Below are 25,012 nucleotides of genomic sequence, written 5' to 3'. Positions count from 1 at the left end.
CACATAGATCAATCATGAGATACGAAAAAATCGACTCGACATTGTTCATTGAGAACCGTAAGCGTCTAGTAGAGAGATTAAAACCAAATTCAGTTGCTGTATTCAATTCAAGCGACATCATGCCTACTAGTGCAGACGGTACAATGCCATTTATTCAGCAAACTGACATCTTCTATTTAAGTGGTATTGATCAAGAAAAGAGTATTCTTGTGATCAATCCTGACGCCAAAGATCCTGCTCATAGAGAAATGCTTTTCTTAATTGAAACGAATGAGGAAATTGCCATCTGGGAAGGAGCGAAATTGACAAAAGAACAGGCTACTGAAGTTTCTGGAATCGAGTCGGTGTACTGGTTATCTGATTTCGATACAGTATTCAAAACGGTTGTTTTCGATTCAGAACACATCTACTTGAATACAAACGAGCACCTTCGTGCTGATACTACTGTTGAAACGCCCGATGATAGATTTAGAGTGGAATGCATGAAAAATTTCCCTCTCCATAAATACGAGCGTATTTCACCAATCATGCACGACTTACGTACTGTAAAGTCACAAATTGAGATTGATGTCATGCAAAAAGCTTGTAACATCACTGAGAAAGGTTTCAGAAGAGTTTTAGAATTCACGAAACCAGGTGTGAAGGAGTATGAAATCGAAGCAGAAATCACACACGAGTTTGTTCGCAATGGCTCAAGAAGACATGCTTACACACCAATTGTTGCTTCAGGTTTCAATGCTTGTGTATTGCACTACATCGACAACGATCAAGTTTGTCAAGACGGTGACTTGTTATTAATGGACTTCGGTTGTGAGTACGGTAACTACGCTTCTGACTTAACACGTACCATCCCAGTAAATGGTAAATTTACAGAGCGTCAAGCAGCAGTTTACAGTGCTGTATTGAGAGTTCACAAAGCAGCTGCTAAAATGCTTATCCCAGGCAACAACTTGATGGACTACCATGTAGAAGTTGGTAAATTGATGACAGAAGAATTAGTCGGTTTAGGTTTGATCACTCGTGAAGATATTGCGAACGAAGATCCAAAATGGCCTGCCTACAAGAAATACTTTATGCACGGTACTTCTCACCACATCGGCGTAGACGTTCATGACTATGGCAACAGATATAAAACTTTTGAAGCTGGAATGGTATTTACAGTGGAGCCAGGTATTTATATCAGAGAGGAAAACATGGGTATCAGAATTGAAAACGACTTCGTTATCCAAGAATCAGGTGAGCCATTTGACTTGATGAAAAATATTCCAATCGAGATTGAAGAGATTGAAAGCATTATGGCGAAATAATTCACTTTAGAGCTTTAATATTTATTGCACCCTAGTTTGATGTAAGACATTGAGCTAGGGTGTTTTTTAAACATACAGATTCAAAAGAAGTGCTACTGTTAAGATTAGACATAAAATGATAATATTAATCTTTCCCACCCCCTAAATCAAGATTGTATAACTCCTTTTCTTATTGTTCTTCTCTTAAGTCATCTAACCTTCGATTATCTTTCATTCGAACTATTATTTTAAGTATATAAAGTTGTTCCTCAAATGAAAATAAATTGGGATTATCCTAAATTTCTTAATCTTATTCATCTTATAAGCAGATTTTCATCTAGAATAATTGTATCTATTTCCTCTGTAGTATTATCAAAAAGTTCTTCTTGGTATGGAGGTGGAGAAGTAACAGAGTCAATATATTTATAGATAGGATCGGATGGTTCCAAAGAATTTGAATTAATCTTTTTAAGAATAAATTTTGAATGGGTCTCGGTGTTAGTGAAAAAGATTGTTCCATGGTCTTTTTCAAAAAGGCCATAATATGAATTTAGATTTGAAGTACTATGAATTGTGAAGAAATATTGTTTGTAATTTTTGTTATAAAAACTATCCTGTTTTAATATTTTGATATTGAAGATATTGTTTTCTGGAGGAATAATATCAGACATCAATAAGGAATCAATTCTATAAAATATTGACTTTTTACTTACAATAAACAGAGTATCAGAAAAGTAATGATTTCTTTTTCCTACAGACTCAAATTCTTTAATCTTTAAAATTTGATCCTTTTTACAGGATACAACTCCTAAGAGTATTATTAGAATATATGTGGATAATTTTATATTAATACCCATGGAAAATAATCTTATTATAAATGTAATCATCTGATACTTTCAACTTCATTTTATTTCTCATTATCCTTAACATATTATAAGTTTTTTTTTATAATAAAGAGATTGTTGAACATTTTGCCTGAGATGTTCAGAACTGTTATGAGGGATTTTTTCTTGTCCATCATATTGACCTTTAAGAAAATTATTTTCCTTTGTGGATCCATTTAATAATATCTCATGTGACCAAGTATCAATACTTTCTAATAATTTTTCTCCACCTGTTTCACCTCTCAAGCTATAATTACTAAAGAAGTTGGCATCACCATCATCCATATGATATGTTAAAGAAAGTTTATTATTAATTATACTACCTTCTGTCAATCCATCGGCACCTCCTAAAGGTTTAGTTACTTCATATTCATCAAGGTCTGTAACTTGGAAGTTTGCATCTATTTTACTACTTAACTCTCCACCTTCTTCTGAGTTTATTGATAGACTTTTTATGTAAACTCCTTTTAATTCAAAACCTTTTTGAGCTCTTTTTTTTAAAAATTGAGCACCCGTTTTTGTTGAAGCAAATAATTCAAAAGATAAAATTTGACGTTTGTATAAGTAATTTCCATCCTCATCCTTATCATATAAATTGCCAAGATCTACATCTCTTCTATCAGGATCAATAAAGATAATCGGATTATCCATTACATAATTATAAGGCGACCAACTCGTATACTTCTCCGCCAAAGGATCAGGACTCAACCACCTGCTCACAATATCAGGTTCAAGTGTAGCTTCTGAGTACAGCGTATCCTTTTTTACAAAGGCTACAATTTCTTGTGTTTTGGTATTTAGAATTACAGATCCAATCTGAACTAACGTGTCCTGGTCGTGAAATTTATAGTATTCCCCTTGGCTTAGTGTAGCTACTTTTGGTTTGTAGTTGTATTGCTCAAAAGGATTTTGTGCGAAGGTATTTATACTGATGAGAGAGAGTATAAATAGAAAGTGGAGTAGATGTTTCATTTTTTTCTAAATCTTTTAGGAATACTATTATCAACAGTTGAATACTTTTCAATAGTATTAATTAAAATAGTGTCTTTCTCATAAATAGCTCCCTTATACTTTGAAACAATGGTAGTTCCAAAACACAATTCATCTTTTGAACCATCAGAATAATTAATATGACAAACCATCCGTACATCAAGATCATTATATCCTTCTAATGGTTTTAGCTTAGTTAACCTCTTACTTATTAAATTTAAATCCTTCTCATTCTCGATTTTAAAATGTTTCCTCTTCCTATGATTAATAATAATTTCACTATCATATGAATATTCAGTAAAAGTAAACCACTTTATAGCATAAACATCAATAGATTGAATTTCTAATTCATTATTCGTACAAGAGATTAAAATCCCCCCTAATAAAAAAACAACCACTAATAGTAATACATAATATTTAACCATAATTCTATCAGGCACCTTCATTTGCTTTTATATTTCATTATCCCGTTTAGTAAGAAAGCTTGTTACAACGTGTAAACTTTAATAGGAAAATAACACCTATTTTTTATGTTTGGGTTAAAAACCTACAACATTGATCAATGTTTAAAACAAAATGCAAAAAATCATAAAAGAACGAAGTATACACTCCCTTTTCTTAAGTAATATTAATAACTATTGAATACTGATGATATAATACTGAAATTGTAATTAATACATCGTAAACTAAGTTTTCAAATATTTATAGTATTTAGAAATCGGGAAATTTCTGCTGATTTGTAGGATGCGAATGACGCTATTGTTTAACTTCTAAACCTTGATTGTTTTGTTTTGTTTCAAGACAAAAAATGAAGTAGAAGAGAACTTGAAAGCAGACCCTATAAAAGCTAGTAGAAAGATCGATTAGAAGTTAATTTAGTTTATACAATGTATTAGCACTTCAATATATTGTGGCCTTTTTTTATACCTTCAAATGGAAGAAATGAAACTTCGCAACAACTATATTAAAACAAAATCAATTCGCAATCATCCTTAGTATCGTAATATATCTTTGAATTATTACCCTACAATCAAACGCACAACTTATTAACTAGCATGGCAACTAAATTCGTGAACCTTTTTTTATGCTTGTCACTTGTAATTATCATTCTACCAATTCAGCAATTAAATGCACAACATATTAGTAGAAAAAATTTGCATGCCTGGCCCACTGCTTCTCCACCAAAAATAGATGGCATTTTGGATGATCAGGTATGGAAAGATCCGTTACAAATCAATAAGCTTACGGCCAGTACAAGAAACTATATTTACTTTGAAGACACTCCAATGAAATATGTTTCTGAGGGATATTTTATTCAAAATTCTCCCAACAACCTTCAAAAATCTTCCCAAAAGACCAAAGTACAAGTGGCCTATGACAATTACGCCATTTATATAAGTGCACAACTTTATGACACAGCACCAGACTCCATACGCACCAATATGGGAGAAAGAGACTCAGGCGGTAATGGTGGTGATTTCTTTATTGTGTCTTTTGATACCTACAACACGCAACAAGACACTTATGAATTTGTGGTAAGTGCATCAGGCGTACAAAGTGATCGTATTCAAGGCACATCTGGATGGGATGGCAACTGGAATGAAATATGGACAAGTGCCGTAAAGGTCAATGAGGAAGGATGGGCTGTTGAAATGGAAATTCCCTATAGAGCATTGAGAATGCCTGACGGAAAAGAACAAATATGGGGATTGAACTTTGGTAGGGTTATCGCTCGTTCGGGTGAGACTTCTTATTGGAATGCTGTTGATGCCAATAAGTCAGGATATGTCAATCAATTTGGAACACTCAGAGGAATCTACGATGTCAATCCACCAATTAGACTCTCGCTTACACCTTATATTAGTAATGTTTCTATTGGTCAACAAGGAGGACAATTTGCTCACACTTTTTCAGGTGGAGCGGATATCAAGGTAGGTTTAGGTCAAAGTTTTACTTTAGATGTAAGTTTAATTCCAGATTTCTCTCAAGTACAAGCAGACAACCAAGTCTTGAACCTCTCTGCCTATGAAGTGCAATTTGGAGAGTTTAGGGATTTTTTCACCCAAGGCACCACCATCTTCAATAAATGGGATCAGTTTTACTCCAGAAGAATCGGACAAAACCATAATAACCCTGGTGATGAAGTACTCAGAGAAAATGAAGCCTTTATTTATAAACCTTCAGATGCTCCTATTCTTAATAATACAAAACTGACGGGTATTACAGAAAAAGGACTCGGAGTAGGTATTTTAAACTCTATTACCAATGAAACCTTTGCCATCATTGAAGATAGTACTACAGGGGAAAGAAGAGAAGAACTCGCTGATCCAGTGACTAATTTTAATATCATCTCTGTAGAACAAGCATTACCGAATAACTCTAAGATTGGAGTGATGAACGCTAACGTCTATAGAGGAGAAGGATTTAAATCTTCGAATGTTACTTCAACCGATTTCAATTTCTTTGACCGAACAAATACCTATAGATTCAGAGGTTTTGGAGCATTGAGCCAAGAGTTTTTTCCTTCAGAAGAAAGTGAAAATGGACAAACACAACAAAAAGGTTATACTCAACTAGGACATAGAATCGATGTTGGAGGTGGTAAAGTGAGTGGAAAGTGGCGTTATTGGGCAACTTCAAATATTGAATCAGACACTTACAACCCTAATGATATGGGGTATAACTCCGCTGTAAATAAAATTGGGTTTTATTCGAATGCCTCTTATAATCAATTTGAAGCGGGACCATTTTATCAACGCTACTGGTTGAGAGTAGGTTATGATGAAAATTGGCTTTACAATCCTAGAACTTTCACAAGTAGAAAAGTATGGGCAGATGGTTATTTCCTGTTTAATAACTTTTGGAGTATGAACGTTGATAGTTATATCCACCCCGGAATATCTTATGATTATTTTGGGCCAAGAGAGCATGGTTATTACTTCAAAGAGTACATGTCACACGGTGGAGGTTTTACAATCAATTCAGACAGTAGAAACTTATATACGGGAAGTGTGAGAATATCCTATTGGGCAAGACCTGAATTTTCTCAGCTGGATAATTTTATTTCTTATAATCAAACCTATAGAGCTACGGATCGTTTTGACCTCACACATTCTGTTTCTTGGAACAATCAGAGAGATGAGAAGGGGTATGTGACCACACTTCACGAAGATAATGGTGATGTGGAAAGTGTAATTTATGGCAATAGAGACGTTAAAACATTTGAGAACAATTTTACTTCTAAATATTATTTCAATCCTAAAATGTCCATGAAACTGCGTTTAAGGCATTATTGGAGAAGAGTAGATTATGATGAGTTTTTTGATTTATCAACGACAGGTGATCTGTTAACCACAGATTATACAGACCTTGATGAAAACGGTGAGCATACACAAAACACCAATTATAATACATTTGATATGGAGCTTTCTTACAGTTGGGAATTCCTTCCGGGAAGTTTTCTTACCGCTATGTGGAGAAATGAATTAAAATCTTCCAATCACAATTCTGAAATCACCTTCTCAGACAACATGAAGGAAATGTGGGAAGAACCTCAGCTGAATACACTTTCCATACGTTTGAGTTATTTCTTGGATTATGGTCAAGTCAAAAGAATGCTTTAAACACAATAAGCCACTTCACTTGTATAAAGCGAAGTGGCTTATTGATTATTTTACAAACAGTGAAGTCCTAAGACTCTACAGTCATATTGATGGCCTCAACTTTTTTCACCTCTGGTACTGCATTAATTATGGCCTGCTCTATTCCAGCCTTCAATGTCATCGCTGACATAGGGCAATCACCACAAGCTCCCAACAACTCCACTTTAGCTACACCATCTTCAGTAACTTCGACTACTTTGGCATTTCCACCATCCGCCTCTAAATAAGGACGAATTGTTTCTAAGGCTTTTTCTACTTCATTAATTAATGTTTCACTCATATATGTAATCCTATTAAGGCGTTAATATCTTTTATTATTCCCAAGTCTTAATTTCTACTTGGTCTGTCTCTGGCAATTCTGCATTTCTAATGGCAACGTTTCTTGCTAAAGACTCTGCAATTGTAACGAAAGCTTTACCTGCTGGGTTACCTTCTTCCATTACAACAGGTACTCCATCATCGCCACCTTCTCTAACACTCTGTACCAAAGGCACTTCTCCTAGGAAAGGTAACTCATATCTACGTGCAAATGTTTTTGCTCCATCCTGACCAAACAGGTAATATTTGTTGTCAGGTAGTTCTGCTGGAGTAAAGTAAGCCATATTCTCTACGACACCAAGGATGGGAACATTTACATCTTTAGATGCAAACATTTTGTATCCTCTTACAGCATCTGCTAAGGCTACTTTCTGTGGTGTAGATACAATTACAGCACCTGTCACTTTTGCAGTTTGTACTAATGATAAGTGAATATCACCTGTACCTGGAGGTAAATCAATCAATAAGTAGTCCAATTCTCCCCAATCTGTATCCATAAAGAACTGACGAATTGCTGAACTAGCCATTGGCCCTCTCCATACTACAGCATTATCTGAAGGCGTTAAGAAACCAATTGATAATAGCTTTACTCCATATTTTTCGATTGGAATAATGACGTTTTTCTCTCCTCTTTGCACAACTCCTGGCTGAGCATTCTCACAATTGAACATTGTAGGAATCGAAGGTCCATATACATCAGCATCCATTACACCTACTTTTGCTCCTGTTTCTGCAAGTGCTAAAGCAAGGTTTGCAGTGACAGTAGATTTACCTACGCCACCTTTTCCAGATGAAACCGCAATCACGTTTTTCACGCCCGGTAACACTGGTCCACGTTGTTGAAGAGAGGTTACTTCTGCAGTCATATTTACAGTTATCTCCAAATCCTCAGCAACATCTCTATGTATAGCGTCTTCACAACGCTGTCTTATTAACTCTTTTAATGGACATGCAGGTGTAGTTAAAACTACAGTAAAAGATACTTTATTACCTTCTACCTCCACATCCTTAATCATATTTAAAGAAACTAAATCTTTCTTTAAATCTGGCTCTTCTACAGTTGATAAGGCCTTAATTATATCATCTTGCGTATATGCCATATTCCTATATTCCTCAATTAGATATTTGTTGGCACAAAATTAATACAAAAGATATTGTAAACCTTATTCTTATTTAGATTAATTACAAATATAATAGTATAAATATTGAGATTTAAATATTTCCCAAAGAATCAACAACATACCACAAAATAATTATAATAAATTAACTTATTTAAAGGGCATATTTAATTACTGAGAAACTAATTGTTGAAAAAACTGCGTTGGTGTTTTCTTTTTCTCCTTTTTAAACGCTCTATTAAAGGCTGTTTTAGAGTTAAAGCCCACATTATAAGCGTGCCCTAAATACGTCAACTCTTGATTTGTATCCTTATTCACTTCCTCAATAAATGCATTAATTCTGTAGCCGTTTATAAAATCATAAAAATTCTTCTGATATCCGTCATTAATGACCTTAGAAATATCATGCGTACTTGTCTTAAGATGATGAGCAAGTTCGGGTAAAGTCAACCTTGAATTGGTATATAATTTATGCTCATTCATTTCTTGAGCCAATTTTTCTTTCAGTAAAAGCTGTTCTTCCGTCAAACCTTGAGGTGCTTTCTCTTCCACTTCCTCCTCTACTTTAGCTTCAACAATACTTTTGATTTCTTCTTCCTCTGCCACTCTCAATATTTCAGGTTGATTCATTGCATAATAGCCCATTATAAATGAAATACATGCAATAATTAACCATAACGTATCGGTAAGCATATTGATGATATTTTGAGGTGAATAATCGAAAAATACCCCTCCTATACCTACAACATACATCAAACTCCAAATCGCCAAACAAGTAGCATACACCAACATTACTCCATTGAGGTAATTAATATTTCTCTCTTCTGAAAGAATGTTCATACTATGATGATGTTGATACCTTAATAACCACTTACATTTCCACCAATAATAAGCACTAAAAATCAACCCCAAACCACCAATAGTGTTGAAGAATACTTCATAATGTTTATTTAATACACCGTATTCGAATTGATCATTTGAAAGTGCAAAAAGTGGAAGGTATGCAAGTACTTGAATGCCAAACGGAATCAAACGAACAAAGATTTCTTTTGACTTTGATTCAGATTCCGTGAGTTGCTTAATATATATAAAAAACAAAGGACCATAGATCAACAATAGCATTTCTGGGATGAGATATATCTTTGGAAACATCTGAAATATATCCCTGTAGTACATTGCCACTCTGGACATTAAAGCAATAGAAGTAAATAAAATCAATACCGCTAAGACAACATTGGCCCTCCTGTTGTTTTCTTGTATTCCAAAAATTGAAAATATTAATAACAAGCCTTGAAATGCACCTAATAATAGTAAGAACATATAAGGCGTAGTTGTACTACCTGACAGGTCCTCCCATGAACGGATTTTGATTGTTTTCTTCCACCCATCTACAGCTACATCATAAACACGGTTTGGAATCGCTCTACCATTTTCTCTCCCTTCTACAGACTCCCAAGAACCTCTGGTGATCTTGTATTCAAACTTTCTTAACCCAGTGGGTAAAGTCAGATAATAAAAACCATCCGAATGCTTCACCATCTTACTTTCAAGGTCCAATGGCTTCCAATTATTAAAATCGCCAACGACAAATAAACTGGCGTCATAGGGTGTACCTTCTGGAAGTTCGGTTACAATCAATTGTATCCTTTCTTCCATTTGATTTGCAAGATCTTGCCATGAATAAATTTGTATTTCAATCATCGATGGGCTTTCCGGATCGTAATATCTGTTCGGCTTTAAATCTCCATTTTCAGTAGATTCCACAGATTCCCAAGACCCTCTTGTAAACTTATACTGAAATGACTCATCCATTCTGGGTAATTTTAAATAATAATACCCATCATGACTCCTTTTAAACTTATATTTTTCATCATTTGGAGACCATTGGTTTAGTGAGGAAGCTAAATAAATGTCTGCAGAGTCAGGAGTAAACTCTGGTAGTTCAATAATTTTAAAAACCATTTCTCCGTTTTCCGCATTAGAGAAGCTTGGAAAATTTAAAAAAATTAAAAGAAGGTAAAATAGATGTAGTGTTCTGTTATTCATTCTATTTCATGCTAGTCAATGGTATTGAAAACTTATTAAAGTGTAAACTAATTAATACAGTTGTTTGAACATTTCTGGAACCTTTTGTTTAATAAAAAAAAGCAAAGCTTCCAGATAAACTCTTTATCATGATTGAGCGATGTTGTTTCTAAAGATAGCTTGAAATTAAAGATTACCATCGACAAGACAACACTTTAACACGAATTAATTGTGTTATAATGTAATTTTAATTTGAAAAATTAAGATTATGAGTACAAAATTAATGGTACTTTATGAATGAAATCACCTTAAATGTGAAAAATCATTCACTTTTATTTCAATAAATATTAGTACTGCTTTAAAGTGGAATTTAACATGCTTATATGTATATTTCCTTTTAGCAATACTTTTTGTGTCAATAAATTTAGAGTCTACTAGAAATATACTCTTTTTTTAAAACTCTTTTTATACATTCAACTAAAAACAACTATGAGTTTCCCCGAAATAAAGCGTGTGAGCATCATTGGAGCAGGTTGGCTTGGCCTTCCTCTTATTTCCAAATTAATAGAAAATGGTTTTGAAGTGAAAGCTAGTACAGGTACAAAATCAAAAATAGCGATCATAGAGCAATTAGGAGCGAAAGGCTATTACCTTCGATTTGATCCCACTTGCAATGATACAGAGGGTTTAATCGATTTGTTAGATACTGATGTTGTTATTATATGTATGGCCCCAAGATTTAGTCAGCATAAAATGATGACTTTTCATGCAGAACAAATAAAGGGTATCAGGGATGAAATAGAGAAACTGCCTGTCAATAAAGTCATCTATACCAGTTCAACAAGTGTTTATAAAGATGTAAACGCCATTGTCAATGAAAATGCGGCCTCATCTGACAGCCCTCGTTCTAGATCTGTAATTTTAGCAGAAGAAGTGCTTAGGATTAATACTGATCTTGACGCCACTATTCTTCGTTGCGGTGGATTGATGGGATACGATAGAATACCTGCAAAATATGTAGACGGCAAAAAAGATTTAATTACAGGTGACATCCCAGTGAACTATGTTTTTAGAGATGATGTTATAAGAGCGATTATGAAAGTACTTGAAATCAATGATCATAATAGCTGGAATAAGGTTTTCAACTTAGTGGCACCCGAACACCCTCCAAAAAGGATTGTTTATGAAGCTACCGCTAAATATGGAAATTATATTGTACCTACATTTATTTCTCCTGCATCTGCACCGCCTTTCAAAATCGTAGATAGTCAAAAAATACAAGATAAAATTAGTTTCACATTTTTGTATGAGAACCCTACTGATTTTATTTATGATGAAATGAAATAAAAAAAAAGAAACTCACTGCAAAACAGTGAGTTTCTCTCCCCTTAACAATTAAACCAAATAATGTAATTAAATATCTATTCTGTCATAAAACAGATGAACTTTTTCAAGCTCGAGACACTTAATCATTAAGTGTATTGTAAAGTTAAGTTATTAAATATTTACTTTTATACTATTTCGTTTAAAGTGATTCTTTTTTCGACAAACCCCCATTTTCTTTCGATAAAAGGAAATCGAAATTAGTTTACACTCTGATCTTCAACTTTTTTAGAGAAATATTCCATAAATATTAAAGAAGCGATCAATTCAAGATACTTTGCTATAAACCTGAATAAGGCCGCCTCCTTCTCACCTTAACAAACATACTTTAGTAGCCCAAAGCATGATCAATTCTCTTATAGATTTCATTGACCTGTTCCAAATACCCTCCACCAAAAAGATTGGTATGTACTAATAACGGGTAGATATTATACACCTCTAAACGCTCTTCTATCCCTTTCTCCCACGGAAAAACTTCATTATAAACCTCGAAAAACAATTTATCAAAACCTCCAAATAAAGTCGTAAATGCTAATTCCGCTTCTCTATGTCCATAATATACTGCCGGATCAATAATACAGGGCTGCCCTTCTACATCATACATTGTATTTCCACTCCATAAATCGCCGTGTAACAATGAAGGCTTCTCTTCTGGAAAATAGTCTTTCAAAAGTTGACGGAGGGCATTCGTACTTTCAATATATTTTTGAGGGATAACTCCATTTTGAACACCTAAATGAACCTGAGGTAAAAGTCTTTCTTCAATAAAAAAGTCCAACCATTTTTCTTTACTTCGATTTGACTGAGGTAATTCGCCAATATAATTATCACGAACACCACCAAAGGTCTCATGACTATTTTGATGCAATTCAGCAAGCTTACTCCCCAACGATTCCCAATAGTTAGTGGATGTTCGTCTGCCTTCAATAAATTCTAAAATAATATATTGTACTCCCTCAAATGTTCCCAAAGCGATTACATCAGGAATCGTAAAATTTGACTTTTCTTTTAATAAAAGAAGCCCCTCCTTTTCCATTTCAAAAAAATGAGGAGGCATATGTTTATTTACCTTTAAAAAATAATCACCTTGATTTGTTTTCACCTTAAAGGCTTCATTAATACAACCGCCTGAGATGGAACGGTATTCCCTTAACCGAATATATGTTCCTAATTCTTTTTGTAATAAAGATTGATAAAAGGTGTGTGGATCTTCTGACATTCTGCTATCACATTAATATAGTCCTAACAATTTTTCTTTCGACAATTGTTTCCAATTTAGTCAAATGAAATAAAAGTAGCTTATTATAAAGTTTCATAAGTTGTAATTTATACTACAGTTTTTATCAAACATTAGAATTAGATATTATCTTTACTGAAAGTTATGCTAGATATATTATTTTTTACATGCATCTAATTTATAGAACCTTCTTAGTCATCTTCTCCGTGTTTTTGTTGTCAACTTCAACATTCGCACAAAAAAATATTCTCAAACCAGCTAAAATTTCCGCTGGTATAAAAGGAGGTTATTTCTCTACATCAATTGGTTTCCTTCCTGCAATTAGTACCTTACCAGAAACTTCACCTAGTTTTGGTGTAGTGATGAAATACCATGCAGAAAAGTATTTTGGAGCACAACTTGAGGTCAATTATAATGCTATTGGCTGGACTGAGGTCAACCGCTTTGATGTTACTCAAGAAATATATAATAGGAAATTTGAATATATCCAAGTTCCCTTTCTTACTCATATTTATATAGGAAAGAAAAACCTACAATTTTTTATCACTCTAGGTCCTCAAATGGATATTCTTATTGGAGAGTCCAAAAAAATCATTACCGATCTTGATGATCAAAGTTATGATTATTATGAAAAGCCTGTTAATCCATTTACCCTCTCTATTGCAGGTGGTGGTGGACTAAATCTCATCACGAAAATTGGACATTTCCAGGTAGAAGGACGCTTTGCAGCGAGTATGATGAATGTTTTAGAAAATGAAAGAAGAACTTCTACTGAAGGGTCTACTTCCGTGCTCGGTGGTGTTACTTTTTCTTATCTTATCCCAATCAGTGGATGGAAAGAAAAACCAAAAAATAACGAAAGTGGGCAAAGCATAGAGCAGCCCGATGAAAGTGGTTGGGAAAGAAGAGACTAGACTTACACTACAACACTGTTGATAAAAGCTAAACAAACCAATGAAAGTAAGAAAATTAAGCATCTCAAATTTTGACGAAATACTTGAATGCTTCTTGAAGTCTTTTGATGACTATTCCATCAAAATGCCAACCGAAAAGGAATATTACAAACAAAGATGGAGTGCTGCCAAGGTCGATTTCAACCTCTCTTATGGGATGTATGTCAACAACAAACTTATCGGTTTTGTGATTCATACCATTGATAAAAGGTTTGGGATTCAAACTGCCTTTAACACTGGAACAGGTGTTATTCCAGAATATCGAGGCAAAAAAATTGTCGGATCAATTTATGATTATGCCAAGGTGGATTTGAAAGAAAATGGAGTCGAACTTATTACTCTTGAAGTACTCACAAATAATGATAAGGCAATACGGGCATACCAAGGTGTTGGTTTCAACATTACGAAAGAGTACAAATGTTATTCAGGAAAAATTCAATTGAAAAACAACCTAAAGATTGAATTGAAAAAACATTCTCCATCACAATACAATTGGGAAAAGTTACCAGAGCAAAATATATACTCTTGGGATTTTCAAAAGGAAACAATCGTTGCTGGAGGATATGTTCTCTATGAGGTTATATACAATGGTGTACCTGAGTCTTATTTCATTTTTCACCCAGAGAAAAAATACCTCGCCCAATTTGATGTTTTCATGACGAATAACAATGAATGGGAAAAGCTATTCAATGCTATTCAACAAGTGACTGATGAAATTAAAATCATTAATGTAAATAAAGATTTAAGTGATAAAATTAATGCTATCCACTTGATAAAACTCCACAACTTTGCGGATCAATATGAAATGGAGTTACCATTAAATACATTGTGTAACTAAGTTCTCGTTATTTATAGTGTTTAGAAATCAAGAGATTTCTGATGATCTGAAGGACACGAATGACGCTAACGCTTAACATTCGCACCATTGAGCGTTCTACCATTTTAGTTTGGTAGTACTCTCCCCGGCATTGAAGGGAAAAGCGTTAAGAATTTCATGGAATGAGCCGTTAAAAATGATTTTCTTGTTTGAGCGCAGCGAGTTTAAAATCATTTAGGCGAAAGGAATGAAATTTAGCTTTTGACTTCTAAGCCTAGATTTTTTGCTTCGTTTTTCATCAATGGAAAAATGAAGAAGAAGGAAGCTTGAAAGTAGGACATAAAAGCCTTCAGAATAATTGATTGGAAGTTTGCGGTAATTTAGTTTACAACTTATCAAATACATTGTGTAACTAAGTTCTCGTTATTTGACTTGCTTTTCAAATTATAAAAAAACACCTATAAACTTTTCATGGTTTATAGGTGTTTTTTTATCCGGTAAAAATTACCTTCAGATGCTATCTTCTTTAGACTTCAGATAAGATATAATTTCATCTGCAGCAACTTTATAAGTCTTATCCAACTTTGCACTCTTGAAAGAGTGTAATGCCAGATCGTACTCCTTTTCTTTCATTGCTACAATGCCTAGTGTAAAATAATACTTCGACTTTGTTTTCACATCCAAGCCATTGTATTTCACTAATTCGTTCAATACATCCATAGACTCTTTTGTTCGATTCAATTTGAACAATGCTACTGCCTTTGTATACTTTACGATATAATTATATTCATCTAGTGCTAAGGTCTCATCACATGACTTTATAGCATCAATATAATGTTCTGAACCTAATTGCCAGGTCGCCACATCTTGATACGTTTTGACTTTCATCTGCTGATCGTCAAGGTTATCAATCATATGGTAAGCCTTCGAAATTTGTTCTGTTTTGTCAGAAGTTGTTTCAGCAATTTTAATCTGAAGTTCATGTACTTTTAAATTACTTTGATCTTGCTTTAATGCAGTGTACAACAAATCTGTCGACTTTTCAAAGTCATAAATTTCATAGTAACATAAAGCAATCCAGTACTTATATTCAGGAGTGAATTTCAGCACCAATTTTCTGTAAGAACCATAATTGGCCTTTTCAATAATATCATCAAGCTTATCATACTCTTCCAAGTTGTAATAAGCATATCCCAATTCATAATAGAACCTTGCCAAATGACTCTTATTATTTGACTTTACATATTCCAATGCCTTATGAATATCATCGACCGCTCTAGGGTACTCTTTATTCATATTATAAAGCTTTGCTGAATAGTAAAGTGCTAAATAATTGTTGGGAGCCACTGCCAAAACATCATTAATGTGTGGGCGAACTAGATCATACTTTTCTTGTTTGAAAAGAATCATAATAATCTGATTCTTAGATGTCACCTTTATTTTTTCAGTATCATTAAAATCAAATGCTTTATCGAAGTAATAAATTGCATCATCTAAATAATCCTTTCTTAAGTAAAGGTTGGCAATTTGAAAATTCATCACTCCATTATCAGGAAAGATCGAAAGTCCTTCTAAAAAAGTATCAATAGCATTATTGAACTGCTTTAATGCCACTTGGCACTTTGCCTTTCTTAAAAAATACTTCTCTTGTGATGAATCGTTTTTAATCGCTAATGAATACTCATCAATTGCTTTGGTATATTGTTTACTATTAAAAAGGTTTTCAGCTTTTACAAAATGATCCAAAGCCTTATCGTTTTGAGCGAATAAAGTAGCGGATGTTACAAAACATACTGAGAGTAAAAATATTTTGAATAGTGTTCGAGCCATAATAAACGAGTACATTGAGTTTGTGCCTCCTATATTTTGTAAGTCTATACATATTTTAGTGATGATATAGACTAAAAATCACGACATTTTAAATTAAATTCCTCTAAAATTAGAGTTTTTTTCGGATTAATAACGAATTACAAACTCTATTTATTATTCCACTCTTCGATTAAGAATAAAATTTATCATCAGAAAAGTCTCTTTGTAGCCAATTGACCATGTCCTTTTCGTAATCGTCTTTGTTGTAATCTGTTGAAGCCAAAGTAACAGAAATCGCATCTTTCGAGAAGTACAACGTTCTCCATACATGCGGAGGAAGGTATAAACCTTGACGTGGATTATCTAACAGATAAACGCGTCTTTTCATATCTTCTAAAATCACTTCAATTTCGATACTGCCTTGTATTGCAATAATCACCTCTTCTGTTTCTTTATGGGCGTGATTTCCTCTAACGGTATCTTTATTTGCTCCATGGGTCCAGAATACCCTTTTAATACTGAAAGGTACTTGAGATAATTCGCTTACTGCTGTAATAAAGCCCTCATCATAAGAGCCAAATTCATCTAAATCTATAATTCGAGGCAAAGTGTTAATAATATCTTTCTTTTTGAGAGTCATCGCACAAATAAGTATAAATAGCCTCCCTAGTGACCTGAATCACCAGGGAATAAATCTCTTTAAATCAATCCAATTTTCTTTTTGATTGAACTTGGAATCGCGTCTTTATGTACCATTACTGATACTGTTTTCATCTGAATATATCCTTCAGACATATATAAATAACCGCCAAAGTCATTGGAGTTTGCTCCCCAAGAGTTTTTTGTTACATAGTATTTTTTACCGTCGGTATCTTTTACAATTCCTACAATATGCATCAGGTGGTCATCAGTAGTAATGTAATTTTCATAAGCTGCCTGACGATCTTCTATTGTTACTTGAGGCTCAACGCCGTTTTCATCTTCAATCGTAGCTTTTCCTTTACGGTGTGAAAATGACTTTTCACTTACATCCCCATCCCAAGCCAAAGAATAACCTTTATCCAAAGCATTATCCATTACTTGTTGTAAATCGGCTAAGGGTAAATTATAATATATTCCATCTGACCAGTTATCTGGAATCTCAAGAACGCAAGGTTTGTAATCAGTATGATTAGTAAATGAAGTCAGCTCCACGTAATCGCTCGGATTAAAATCCATCGCTTGTGCAAATTCCTGAGGAGTGTATTCTTTTCCATCAACAGTAAATGAAGTCGGTTTAGCTCCCATATAGGCATCTAAAACAGATTCTAACGCTGATTTCCACTTCGTTGTCAATTTTTTAGAAGAAGCCAATGTGTTGAGCATGCTTTCCATTACACCAAATAATTCTTGATGATCGTGCATACCTTTATCACCACCTTTTCCATCATAAACACTGTTAGGAACAAAACCTTCTTCCTTGATGACATTCATGACATCGTGAGCCAATCCTCCTTCTCCAAACTGTGTTTTCCCGTGTCTTCTTATATATCTGTCTGCTTTTTCTGGGTAAGTATTTCTCACAAAATACATTTCTGAAAGGTCAAATTCTCCCTTTCCTTTTCTCATCAACTCTGACTCGATAAATGAAGTTGTAGAAAAACTCCAACAAGTCCCCGTTCTCCCTTGATTTTTTACAGGCGTAGTCTTCACCTGATGAACCACTTTAAGTTGTGTTCCATCTACGATTGCATCATTTTGGGCAAAAGCAGCGACAGTTGAAATACCAGCCATTAATACAGAAGCCACTACACTTTTAAAAGATAGCGTTTTCATATTCTAATATTTATAATTTTTAGATAAATAGTACCATTTAAAGGTAACATGGCTACAATATACTTTTATTTTGGCTTAAACTCTAATTTTCACCTGACAAAATCCCTGTTCTAAAACGGAGTTTACTTTTTCTTTTGCTTCGGTTAACACGGAGTTGAAGCCCTTTTAAATATTAGGGAACTGGGTCATAACCACTTCCTCCCCATGGGTGACAACTACTTATTCTTTTGATGGCTAACTTGCCTCCTTTTTTAACTCCGTGCTTTTTCAAAGCTTGGATTGTATACTCAGAACATGTAGGAGTATACCTACAAGAAGATGGAGTGTATGGTGAGATCAATAACTGATAACCTCTAACCAAAATCACTAAAATCTTCGAAAAAACCTTATTCATATTCGCTTATTCGGGTATAAGTCGCTATAAAAAACCCCTTTTTTAGCCTTTTTAGAGCGATCCAATGATAAAATGTAATAAAAAGAATGATCTTTATTCACTTTGACAATGTAATTATATAAATTGCAACTGCAAAAAGTAATATTAATATTTACTAACAAATAACCAACTGCAACCATGAGTGTATTGGTCAATAAGGACTCAAAAGTAATTGTTCAAGGATTCACTGGATCTGAGGGCACTTTCCACGCCGAGCAAATGATTGCTTACGGCACAAACGTAGTAGGTGGTGTAACTCCAGGTAAAGGAGGACAAACTCACCTTGATCGCCCTGTATTCAACACTGTAGAAGATGCAGTAAAAGGAGCAGGTGCTAATGTTTCTATCATTTTTGTACCGCCAGCATTTGCGGCAGATGCAATCATGGAAGCAGCAGACGCTGGTATCGAAGTAATTATCGCAATTACAGAAGGTATCCCTGTTGCAGACATGGTGAAAGCCAAAAACTACTTAAAAGGTAAGGACGTAACACTGATTGGACCAAACTGTCCAGGTGTTATCACTCCAGGTGAAGCAAAAGTAGGTATTATGCCTGGATTTATCTTCAAACCTGGTAAAGTAGGTATCGTATCTAAATCAGGTACTTTAACTTATGAAGCTGCTGACCAAATTGTAAAAGCAGGCTATGGTGTTTCTACTGCCATTGGTATTGGTGGAGACCCAATCATTGGTACTTCTACAAAAGAAGCTGTGAAATTATTAATGGCTGACCCTGATACTGACGCTATCGTAATGATTGGTGAAATCGGTGGTAACTATGAAGCTGAAGCTGCAAAATGGATCCAAGAACAAGGCAACCCTAAACCTGTTGTAGGTTTTATTGCTGGCCAAACTGCTCCTAAAGGACGTAGAATGGGTCACGCAGGTGCTATTGTTGGTGGTGAAGACGATACTGCAGAAGCTAAAATGCGTATTATGGAAGAATGTGGTATTGCGGTATCAAAATCTCCAGCAAATATCGGCGAAACTTTAGCAAAACTTCTAGTGGAAGCTTAAGCTCTAATTTAGAGTTTCAATCATAAAAAAGCTCAATAGACTCCTAGAGTCATTGAGCTTTTTTTTATTTCAGAAAGATACTCCTCACAACTATTGTCATTAAAGAAACTATAATCATATAGCCACAACCTTAAAGCATCAGACCTATTCTTAACTATATACTTGTTACTACTCTTATCAAAACCATTTTACCGCTCAATAACGCTGTAACACACCTCGTAAATACTTATTAACTATAAAACAACCCAAATTGTTTAACCTAAAACAAAATACATCGTATTGATATACAGTAATCAAAAACACTATATTAAAAACCTATATTACTTTATTAATTTGTTATGAAAAACATCAACAAAATCGTTGTTACTGTATTATTCTTTACCCTTTCTACTTTTGGATTTGCCCAAGACAAAACTCAAAAATCTTCTGGAAACGGTGGATCTTACCAAGGAGTAGGATCATTAATTGTTGGACTCGGTATGGGCTTCCATCATGGTGCAGGAGGAATCAATGCAGATTATGAATTCCTACAACTAGGACAAGATTTCACGTTAGCTGCGGCACTTTCTTATTATGGATGGGACACTGGACATTCCAAACACAATACTTTTGGAATGGGAGTACGATTTAGATGGTATGCAGACAGAGTGCTGGGTATCACTTCTAACAAATGGGATGTATTTGCTAGTGGTGACGTAGGCTTTGGAATCACTAATTCTAATTATTATGGTGAATATGATGGTGGAAATAACATCTCACCTATTTATTGGGGAATTGGAATAGGAACAAAATACCATATCAGTGAAAAAATTGGGATTCAAGCGATCATAGGCACTGGAGCACAAATTGGTGTTACATTTGGCTTATAAATCATCTACTGAAAGATCAGTCAATAAGGTACTCTACTCAAAGGGTACCTTTTTTAAGTTAAAACGCTTATTAAAATAAGATTATAAGTTCAACATCAGTCTTAAATAACCTTTAAATTAACAAGCATTCTACATAATGTATCTAATTCACTCACTTCTCTTACTACTAAATTTTAACTTTGCCCGATTTCAACAATATCAATCAAAAAAATAATGCTACAATGGCCAAACAAATTATTTTTTCAATTGTACTGCTAATTACTGTTCTATTTTCATTAGATAGTACTGCTCAAAATTCAAAGAAAAAAAACACATCAAGTAATTACTCAAACGGTTCTGATTTTTACATTAATACAGGTGTGGGTGTCAATACAAAAGGAATTCCATTTTACTTTGGGCTTGATTATAACGGGGTACACCCTGACATCTCTATTGGGGGTAATTTTGGCATTCATAGTTTCAAGCACCGTCATCATGGATATCGTGCATGGAATTTATCATTTAATGGTAATTATCATTTCAATAGAATTTTAAACATTCCTAATAACTTTGATTTCTATGCGGGATTAAACGTGGGGCTCTACAATTATAATGATAGGAAAGATTACCCAATTGACAATTGGTCTCACGTCAGAATCGGTGCTCAAATTGGAGGGAGATGGTTCATCACTGACAAATTTGGATTAAACCTTCAGTTTGGCGGAGGCACTCAATACAGCGGAGGAAACTTTGGCGTAACCTTTAGGCTCTAATTTTGCTTTAATAACAGATAGTAACAATATGTTAGGTACTTTAAAAGTATAATTGACTTATCTTAACGAACTAAAAACAGTAAATGTTAATTACTTTTACAGTACATTAACTCATTTTTTTATTCTAAACACACAAATGAAGAAATCACTTCACTTACTAGTAACTCTAATTCTAGTTACTTTATCAAGCACAGCTTTCGCTCAGGACTTTAAAGGTCCAAACACTCTAAATGTTGGTATTATTTCAGGCGTTTTCCATGGTTCTTTCGGAATCCAAGGTGATTATGAAATCGCTCAATTAGGTCAAGATTTCACAGTAGGTGCTTCTGCCTACTACCAAGGTTGGTCTGATTCTAACTTCTCTTACAGCTCGTTTGGAGTAGGTGCCCGTTTTAGATGGTATGCTGATCGTGTATTAAACATCACGGACAACAAATGGGACGTTTTTGCAAATGGTGATGTTGGATTTAGAATCAATAGCTCATCTGGAAAAGGTGACGTAGGAAATGCAACAGCAAAATCTTACAATCCACTTTACTTAGGAATTGGTATTGGTGGTAAATATCACATCAATGATCAAATTAGTATTCAAGCAATCATTGGTTCTGGTGCTCAATTAGGAGTGTCTTTCCAATTATAATAGTATCATTTTTTTATGATACAAAGAGAGTAGTTCAATCATTTGGGCTACTCTTTTTGTTTTTTATCAAGAAAAAAAAGCATATAAATAAGAAAATAACCTGATTTATTTACGCATAGAAAGTAAATATTTAGTTTTAGTATAATAAAAAAGTTACGTACTTCAGAGAATAAATGACGGATTTAAATCGTTGTTTTACTCTATCAAAAACACTAAAAAACTCATTACCTTTAAATATGAAAAAACTATATCTTTTTCTTTTTACAATTGCCCTTATCGGTATCACAAATTTTGCATCGGCCCAAGATTATAAAGGCCCCAAAGTTTTAAATATTGGGTTAATCTCAGGATTTAGCTCTTATAACTTCGGTGTACAAGCTGATTATGAAATTGCTCAATTAGGACAAGATTTTACAGTAGGTGCTTCTGCTGCATTCCAAAGTTGGGACAACAATGACTATAAAGGTTCCTCTTTTGCCATTGGTGCTAGGTTCCGTTGGTACGCTGACCGTGTACTTAATATCTCTCATCCAAAATGGGATGTTTTTGCTAATGGTGATATTGGATTTAATATCAATGCTCCAAATGGTTTATGGTGGGGAATTGGTATTGGTGGTAAATTCCACATCAGTGATACCTTTGGCTTACAAGCCATTATTGGTTCAGGTGCACAAATTGGTGTTACCTTCCAACTCTAAGAAAAAATACTTTATTCAAAATACGAGAAAAGCGGTCTCACAATATGAGCCGCTTTTTCTATGGTGTAAATTCTTATCCCCTAAGAACGTACTAATCATTTTTATTTTTAAATTACTGATCTCTCTATTATTAACTTGCTTTCAAGTAGCCCGTTAGGTTTGTGACATGAAAACCTGTTTGATAAGCTTCTTCCTGCATCCAACCTTTCACCCTCACTGTAAATGCTCTATCAGCATATCCTTTTAAAATCTTTAAACCAATAGGCTTTAAAATCAATTCTAATTGCTGTCCATCAAACGTGTTTAACACGGCAAAAGCATTTTTACCATTTTCATGAACATTACTTAATATACCTCTTACAACAGTTTTCATGTTTCTTTTGTCTTTGTATGCTACAAACATAAACAAATAAATGTCAAAATAAAAAACATTGATATTATTTTTAACGAAAAATGTTTTAAATAAGAGCTATAGCGGAAAAATAGTGACAAAAAAATAACCACCAATGCTTTCACATTGATGGTTATTTTAGGCATATATTAGATATGTAATTATTTCTTTGTATGAAATACTGGACATCCCTCCGTATTAAACACGCTTAGCGCTCCGTTGATAAGCTCTTCTGATGTAAAATGATCTCCATCACTAGCCATTCTCGTTTCCAGTAAATCGACAATATTGTTTACATACCCCTCAGCTACTGTTCTTGTAATTTCAAGTGATTCCTCTCCAATTTGTTTTTTGAAGCGATCCAACTCTCCATCGACAAAAGTCATGAACAGTGAACGAATCTCTAACTTTGTGCTTTCCAAAGAAGTAGAAATACGCTGACGGTGGTAAGGACAAAGGTTTGCTAAAACCTTTTGGTTGAACATTTTGTTTAAAGAAGATTCTAGACGTTGCATATAATTAGAACTAGGTGCATTATCTCTCGGTACAAAATTACAATTTTTGAGCTAAATTACATCATTTTATCAAAATGATTCAAATTTATTTACATTAATTGTTTGATTATCATGTCGATAAACAATTCAAATAACATAAATCATTTAATCTAATGACTCTAAATTAAATCCAAGAGACTGTTGACCTTTATAGGGGCTGATTTAATAAATCCTTCAGCAAACTGTGCTCCTACTCTCTGTCCATATTCTCTTGCTCTTGCCTCTAGAAATTGCATAAACTGTGGTGTAGAAATAAATGTCTGAGGCTCTCCAGGGGCTGCGTCAGCTCCTTCGCCCACAAAAAACTGTGATCCAAAAGCCTTAATTGCTGCTACTTTCGTATCCCATTCATTTGTAACGTCTACTACAAAATCCGGCATTAAAAAATTAGACTGAATCATATGAAAAACATTGGTTGGTCTCCAAGGCTCTTGAAGTTTTCCATCTTCAAAAGTCTCTACTTTTCTTAAACCACTCATAAAACAAGCGTCTACAACCAATGCTGCACCTTTACCGTGGTCTGGGTGTCTATCTTCTGGAGCATTAGTAATAATTAGATCAGGCTGATACTTTCTAATGATTCGTGATACTTCTTTTTGGTGTTCTGCATCGTTTTTAAAGAAAAAGTCAGCAAAACCAAGATTATCTCTCACGGCCAGACCCATAATTTTAGAGGCCTTTTCAGCTTCTTCCATTCTTAGTTCAGGCGTACCTCTTGTTCCCATTTCTCCTTTTGTCAGGTCAACAATACCAACTTTTTTCCCTTCGTTGATCGCTTTCACTAATGTTCCCGAACAGCTTAACTCTGCATCGTCAGGATGAGCACAGATGACTAATATATCTAATTTCATTATTTCTTGATTTCAACACCTCAAAAAATCAAAGTGTTTAGGTGGGGTAATATTTTTATATCTTAACTGGAATGATCTGCGATGATCACCCATTTATTGTCTATTTTTTTCCAAACTAAAGAAAAATGGCCTTCTAGGTCGTTACTTTCTCTTGACAAATGCCACTTCCCTACAACCAACGCTACATTCTCTGCTAAAAGCTCAGTTTCAATTAATGTAAATGTCAACTTCCCCATTGCTTTCACATCAGGGTAACCTTTTTTATAATTATCGAGTGTTTGTTGCCAACCGTAAGTCAAGCCACTTTTACCAATAAACATTAGTTTTTCAGACTCCCAGTATCCAATCATAAATTGATCTAAATGACCTTCGTTCCAAGCCTTTTCTTGTGTCTTTAAAACGTGATGGATTTGATTGATTTCTTCTTCAGGGTTAGATGTAGTCGTTTGGCAACCTATCAATAGTGAAAATAGGAAGAGGTAAATATATTTTATCATGTCAAAAAGTGTT

At 34.2% G+C, this 25,012-nt stretch carries 25 protein-coding genes; 10 read left to right on the top strand and 15 right to left on the bottom strand.

Going from position 1 to position 25,012, the window contains the following annotated elements; genetic code table 11:
• Window positions 1-14 precede the first annotated feature (14 nt).
• Entirely contained in the window at window positions 15-1,307 is a 1,293-nt protein-coding gene (locus IC221_RS10900) for an aminopeptidase P family protein (protein ID WP_188168999.1), read from the top strand.
• A gap of 293 nt (window positions 1,308-1,600) precedes the next feature.
• Here the strand turns inward: IC221_RS10900 and IC221_RS10895 are convergent, their stop codons facing one another.
• From IC221_RS10895 to IC221_RS10885, 3 genes are all read right to left on the bottom strand, one after another.
• Window positions 1,601-2,143 carry a hypothetical protein gene (locus IC221_RS10895; protein ID WP_188168998.1) on the bottom strand — a complete coding sequence of 181 codons (543 nt, stop codon included), beginning with the start codon at window positions 2,141-2,143 and terminating at the stop codon, window positions 1,601-1,603.
• A gap of 66 nt (window positions 2,144-2,209) precedes the next feature.
• Window positions 2,210-3,142 carry a hypothetical protein gene (locus IC221_RS10890; RefSeq protein WP_188168997.1) on the bottom strand — a complete coding sequence of 311 codons (933 nt, stop codon included), beginning with the start codon at window positions 3,140-3,142 and terminating at the stop codon, window positions 2,210-2,212.
• Window positions 3,139-3,600, bottom strand: coding sequence for a hypothetical protein (locus IC221_RS10885; RefSeq protein ID WP_188168996.1), 462 nt, complete (start codon window positions 3,598-3,600; stop codon window positions 3,139-3,141). The genes IC221_RS10890 and IC221_RS10885 overlap by 4 nt, the downstream gene beginning before the upstream one ends.
• Window positions 3,601-4,215: 615 nt before the next feature.
• Between IC221_RS10885 and IC221_RS10880 the strand changes: the two genes are divergently transcribed.
• Complete coding sequence (locus tag IC221_RS10880; RefSeq protein WP_188168995.1) at window positions 4,216-6,783, top strand: DUF5916 domain-containing protein; 2,568 nt, start codon at window positions 4,216-4,218, stop codon at window positions 6,781-6,783.
• Window positions 6,784-6,850: 67 nt separating this feature from the next.
• Here IC221_RS10880 and IC221_RS10875 read toward each other — a convergent pair whose 3' ends face one another.
• The 3 genes from IC221_RS10875 to IC221_RS10865 form a co-directional block, all read right to left on the bottom strand.
• Window positions 6,851-7,102, bottom strand: a complete 252-nt coding sequence (locus tag IC221_RS10875; protein WP_044201087.1) for a NifU family protein — start codon at window positions 7,100-7,102, stop codon at window positions 6,851-6,853.
• A 34-nt stretch (window positions 7,103-7,136) separates the two neighbouring features.
• Window positions 7,137-8,240, bottom strand: a complete 1,104-nt coding sequence (locus IC221_RS10870) for an Mrp/NBP35 family ATP-binding protein (RefSeq protein ID WP_188168994.1) — start codon at window positions 8,238-8,240, stop codon at window positions 7,137-7,139.
• Window positions 8,241-8,429: 189 nt separating this feature from the next.
• A complete protein-coding gene (locus tag IC221_RS10865; protein WP_188168993.1) occupies window positions 8,430-10,304 on the bottom strand; it encodes a helix-turn-helix domain-containing protein in 1,875 nt (624 codons plus the stop codon).
• 468 nt (window positions 10,305-10,772) lie between these two features.
• Here IC221_RS10865 and IC221_RS10860 point away from each other — a divergent pair, with 468 nt between their 5' ends.
• Window positions 10,773-11,630, top strand: a complete 858-nt coding sequence (locus IC221_RS10860) for an NAD(P)H-binding protein (protein ID WP_188168992.1) — start codon at window positions 10,773-10,775, stop codon at window positions 11,628-11,630.
• Window positions 11,631-11,994: 364 nt separating this feature from the next.
• Here the strand turns inward: IC221_RS10860 and IC221_RS10855 are convergent, their stop codons facing one another.
• Entirely contained in the window at window positions 11,995-12,885 is an 891-nt protein-coding gene (locus IC221_RS10855) for a fructosamine kinase family protein (protein WP_188168991.1), read from the bottom strand.
• A gap of 185 nt (window positions 12,886-13,070) precedes the next feature.
• On the opposite strand from IC221_RS10855, the gene IC221_RS10850 reads away from it, so the two are divergent.
• Both IC221_RS10850 and IC221_RS10845 read left to right on the top strand, forming a co-directional pair.
• On the top strand, window positions 13,071-13,817 hold the full coding sequence (locus tag IC221_RS10850; protein WP_188168990.1) for a porin family protein: 747 nt from the start codon (window positions 13,071-13,073) through the stop codon (window positions 13,815-13,817).
• A gap of 40 nt (window positions 13,818-13,857) precedes the next feature.
• Window positions 13,858-14,694 (top strand): GNAT family N-acetyltransferase, encoded by an 837-nt coding sequence (locus IC221_RS10845; protein WP_188168989.1) that lies wholly within the window; start codon window positions 13,858-13,860, stop codon window positions 14,692-14,694.
• A 489-nt stretch (window positions 14,695-15,183) separates the two neighbouring features.
• Here the strand turns inward: IC221_RS10845 and IC221_RS10840 are convergent, their stop codons facing one another.
• From IC221_RS10840 to yidD, 4 genes are all read right to left on the bottom strand, one after another.
• The gene (locus tag IC221_RS10840) at window positions 15,184-16,503 is read right to left on the bottom strand and encodes a lipopolysaccharide assembly protein LapB (RefSeq protein ID WP_188168988.1); all 1,320 of its coding nucleotides are present in this window, start codon (window positions 16,501-16,503) and stop codon (window positions 15,184-15,186) included.
• A gap of 169 nt (window positions 16,504-16,672) precedes the next feature.
• Window positions 16,673-17,089 (bottom strand): FdtA/QdtA family cupin domain-containing protein, encoded by a 417-nt coding sequence (locus IC221_RS10835; protein ID WP_188168987.1) that lies wholly within the window; start codon window positions 17,087-17,089, stop codon window positions 16,673-16,675.
• 92 nt (window positions 17,090-17,181) lie between these two features.
• A complete protein-coding gene (locus IC221_RS10830) occupies window positions 17,182-18,297 on the bottom strand; it encodes a C1 family peptidase (RefSeq protein ID WP_188168986.1) in 1,116 nt (371 codons plus the stop codon).
• Between the two features lie 172 nt (window positions 18,298-18,469).
• Window positions 18,470-18,691: a membrane protein insertion efficiency factor YidD gene (yidD, locus tag IC221_RS10825; protein ID WP_082026351.1), complete on the bottom strand. Its 222-nt coding sequence runs from the start codon at window positions 18,689-18,691 to the stop codon at window positions 18,470-18,472.
• Window positions 18,692-18,868: 177 nt separating this feature from the next.
• On the opposite strand from yidD, the gene sucD reads away from it, so the two are divergent.
• The 5 genes from sucD to IC221_RS10800 all read left to right on the top strand — a co-directional run bounded on the left by sucD (window position 18,869) and on the right by IC221_RS10800 (window position 22,706).
• The gene (gene sucD / locus IC221_RS10820) at window positions 18,869-19,747 is read left to right on the top strand and encodes a succinate--CoA ligase subunit alpha (protein WP_044201074.1); all 879 of its coding nucleotides are present in this window, start codon (window positions 18,869-18,871) and stop codon (window positions 19,745-19,747) included.
• A gap of 338 nt (window positions 19,748-20,085) precedes the next feature.
• On the top strand, window positions 20,086-20,616 hold the full coding sequence (locus tag IC221_RS10815) for a hypothetical protein (RefSeq protein ID WP_188168985.1): 531 nt from the start codon (window positions 20,086-20,088) through the stop codon (window positions 20,614-20,616).
• 221 nt (window positions 20,617-20,837) lie between these two features.
• Window positions 20,838-21,368, top strand: coding sequence for a hypothetical protein (locus tag IC221_RS10810; protein WP_188168984.1), 531 nt, complete (start codon window positions 20,838-20,840; stop codon window positions 21,366-21,368).
• 136 nt (window positions 21,369-21,504) lie between these two features.
• Window positions 21,505-22,008 (top strand): hypothetical protein, encoded by a 504-nt coding sequence (locus IC221_RS10805; RefSeq protein WP_044209945.1) that lies wholly within the window; start codon window positions 21,505-21,507, stop codon window positions 22,006-22,008.
• A gap of 236 nt (window positions 22,009-22,244) precedes the next feature.
• Entirely contained in the window at window positions 22,245-22,706 is a 462-nt protein-coding gene (locus IC221_RS10800; RefSeq protein ID WP_188168983.1) for a hypothetical protein, read from the top strand.
• 130 nt (window positions 22,707-22,836) lie between these two features.
• Here IC221_RS10800 and IC221_RS10795 read toward each other — a convergent pair whose 3' ends face one another.
• From IC221_RS10795 to IC221_RS10780, 4 genes are all read right to left on the bottom strand, one after another.
• Window positions 22,837-23,079: a hypothetical protein gene (locus IC221_RS10795; RefSeq protein ID WP_156152468.1), complete on the bottom strand. Its 243-nt coding sequence runs from the start codon at window positions 23,077-23,079 to the stop codon at window positions 22,837-22,839.
• Window positions 23,080-23,258: 179 nt separating this feature from the next.
• Entirely contained in the window at window positions 23,259-23,612 is a 354-nt protein-coding gene (locus tag IC221_RS10790; RefSeq protein ID WP_188168982.1) for a hypothetical protein, read from the bottom strand.
• A gap of 158 nt (window positions 23,613-23,770) precedes the next feature.
• Window positions 23,771-24,502, bottom strand: coding sequence for a bacillithiol biosynthesis deacetylase BshB1 (gene bshB1 / locus IC221_RS10785; RefSeq protein ID WP_188168981.1), 732 nt, complete (start codon window positions 24,500-24,502; stop codon window positions 23,771-23,773).
• Between the two features lie 62 nt (window positions 24,503-24,564).
• Complete coding sequence (locus tag IC221_RS10780; RefSeq protein WP_188168980.1) at window positions 24,565-24,999, bottom strand: DUF4440 domain-containing protein; 435 nt, start codon at window positions 24,997-24,999, stop codon at window positions 24,565-24,567.
• Window positions 25,000-25,012 lie beyond the last annotated feature (13 nt).

The sequence above is a fragment of the Flammeovirga sp. EKP202 genome, assembly GCF_014534745.1.
GTDB lineage: Bacteria > Bacteroidota > Bacteroidia > Cytophagales > Flammeovirgaceae > Flammeovirga.
The sequence above is the reverse complement of the archived record's forward strand: the minus strand, read 5'-3'. Positions and strand labels throughout refer to the sequence as shown.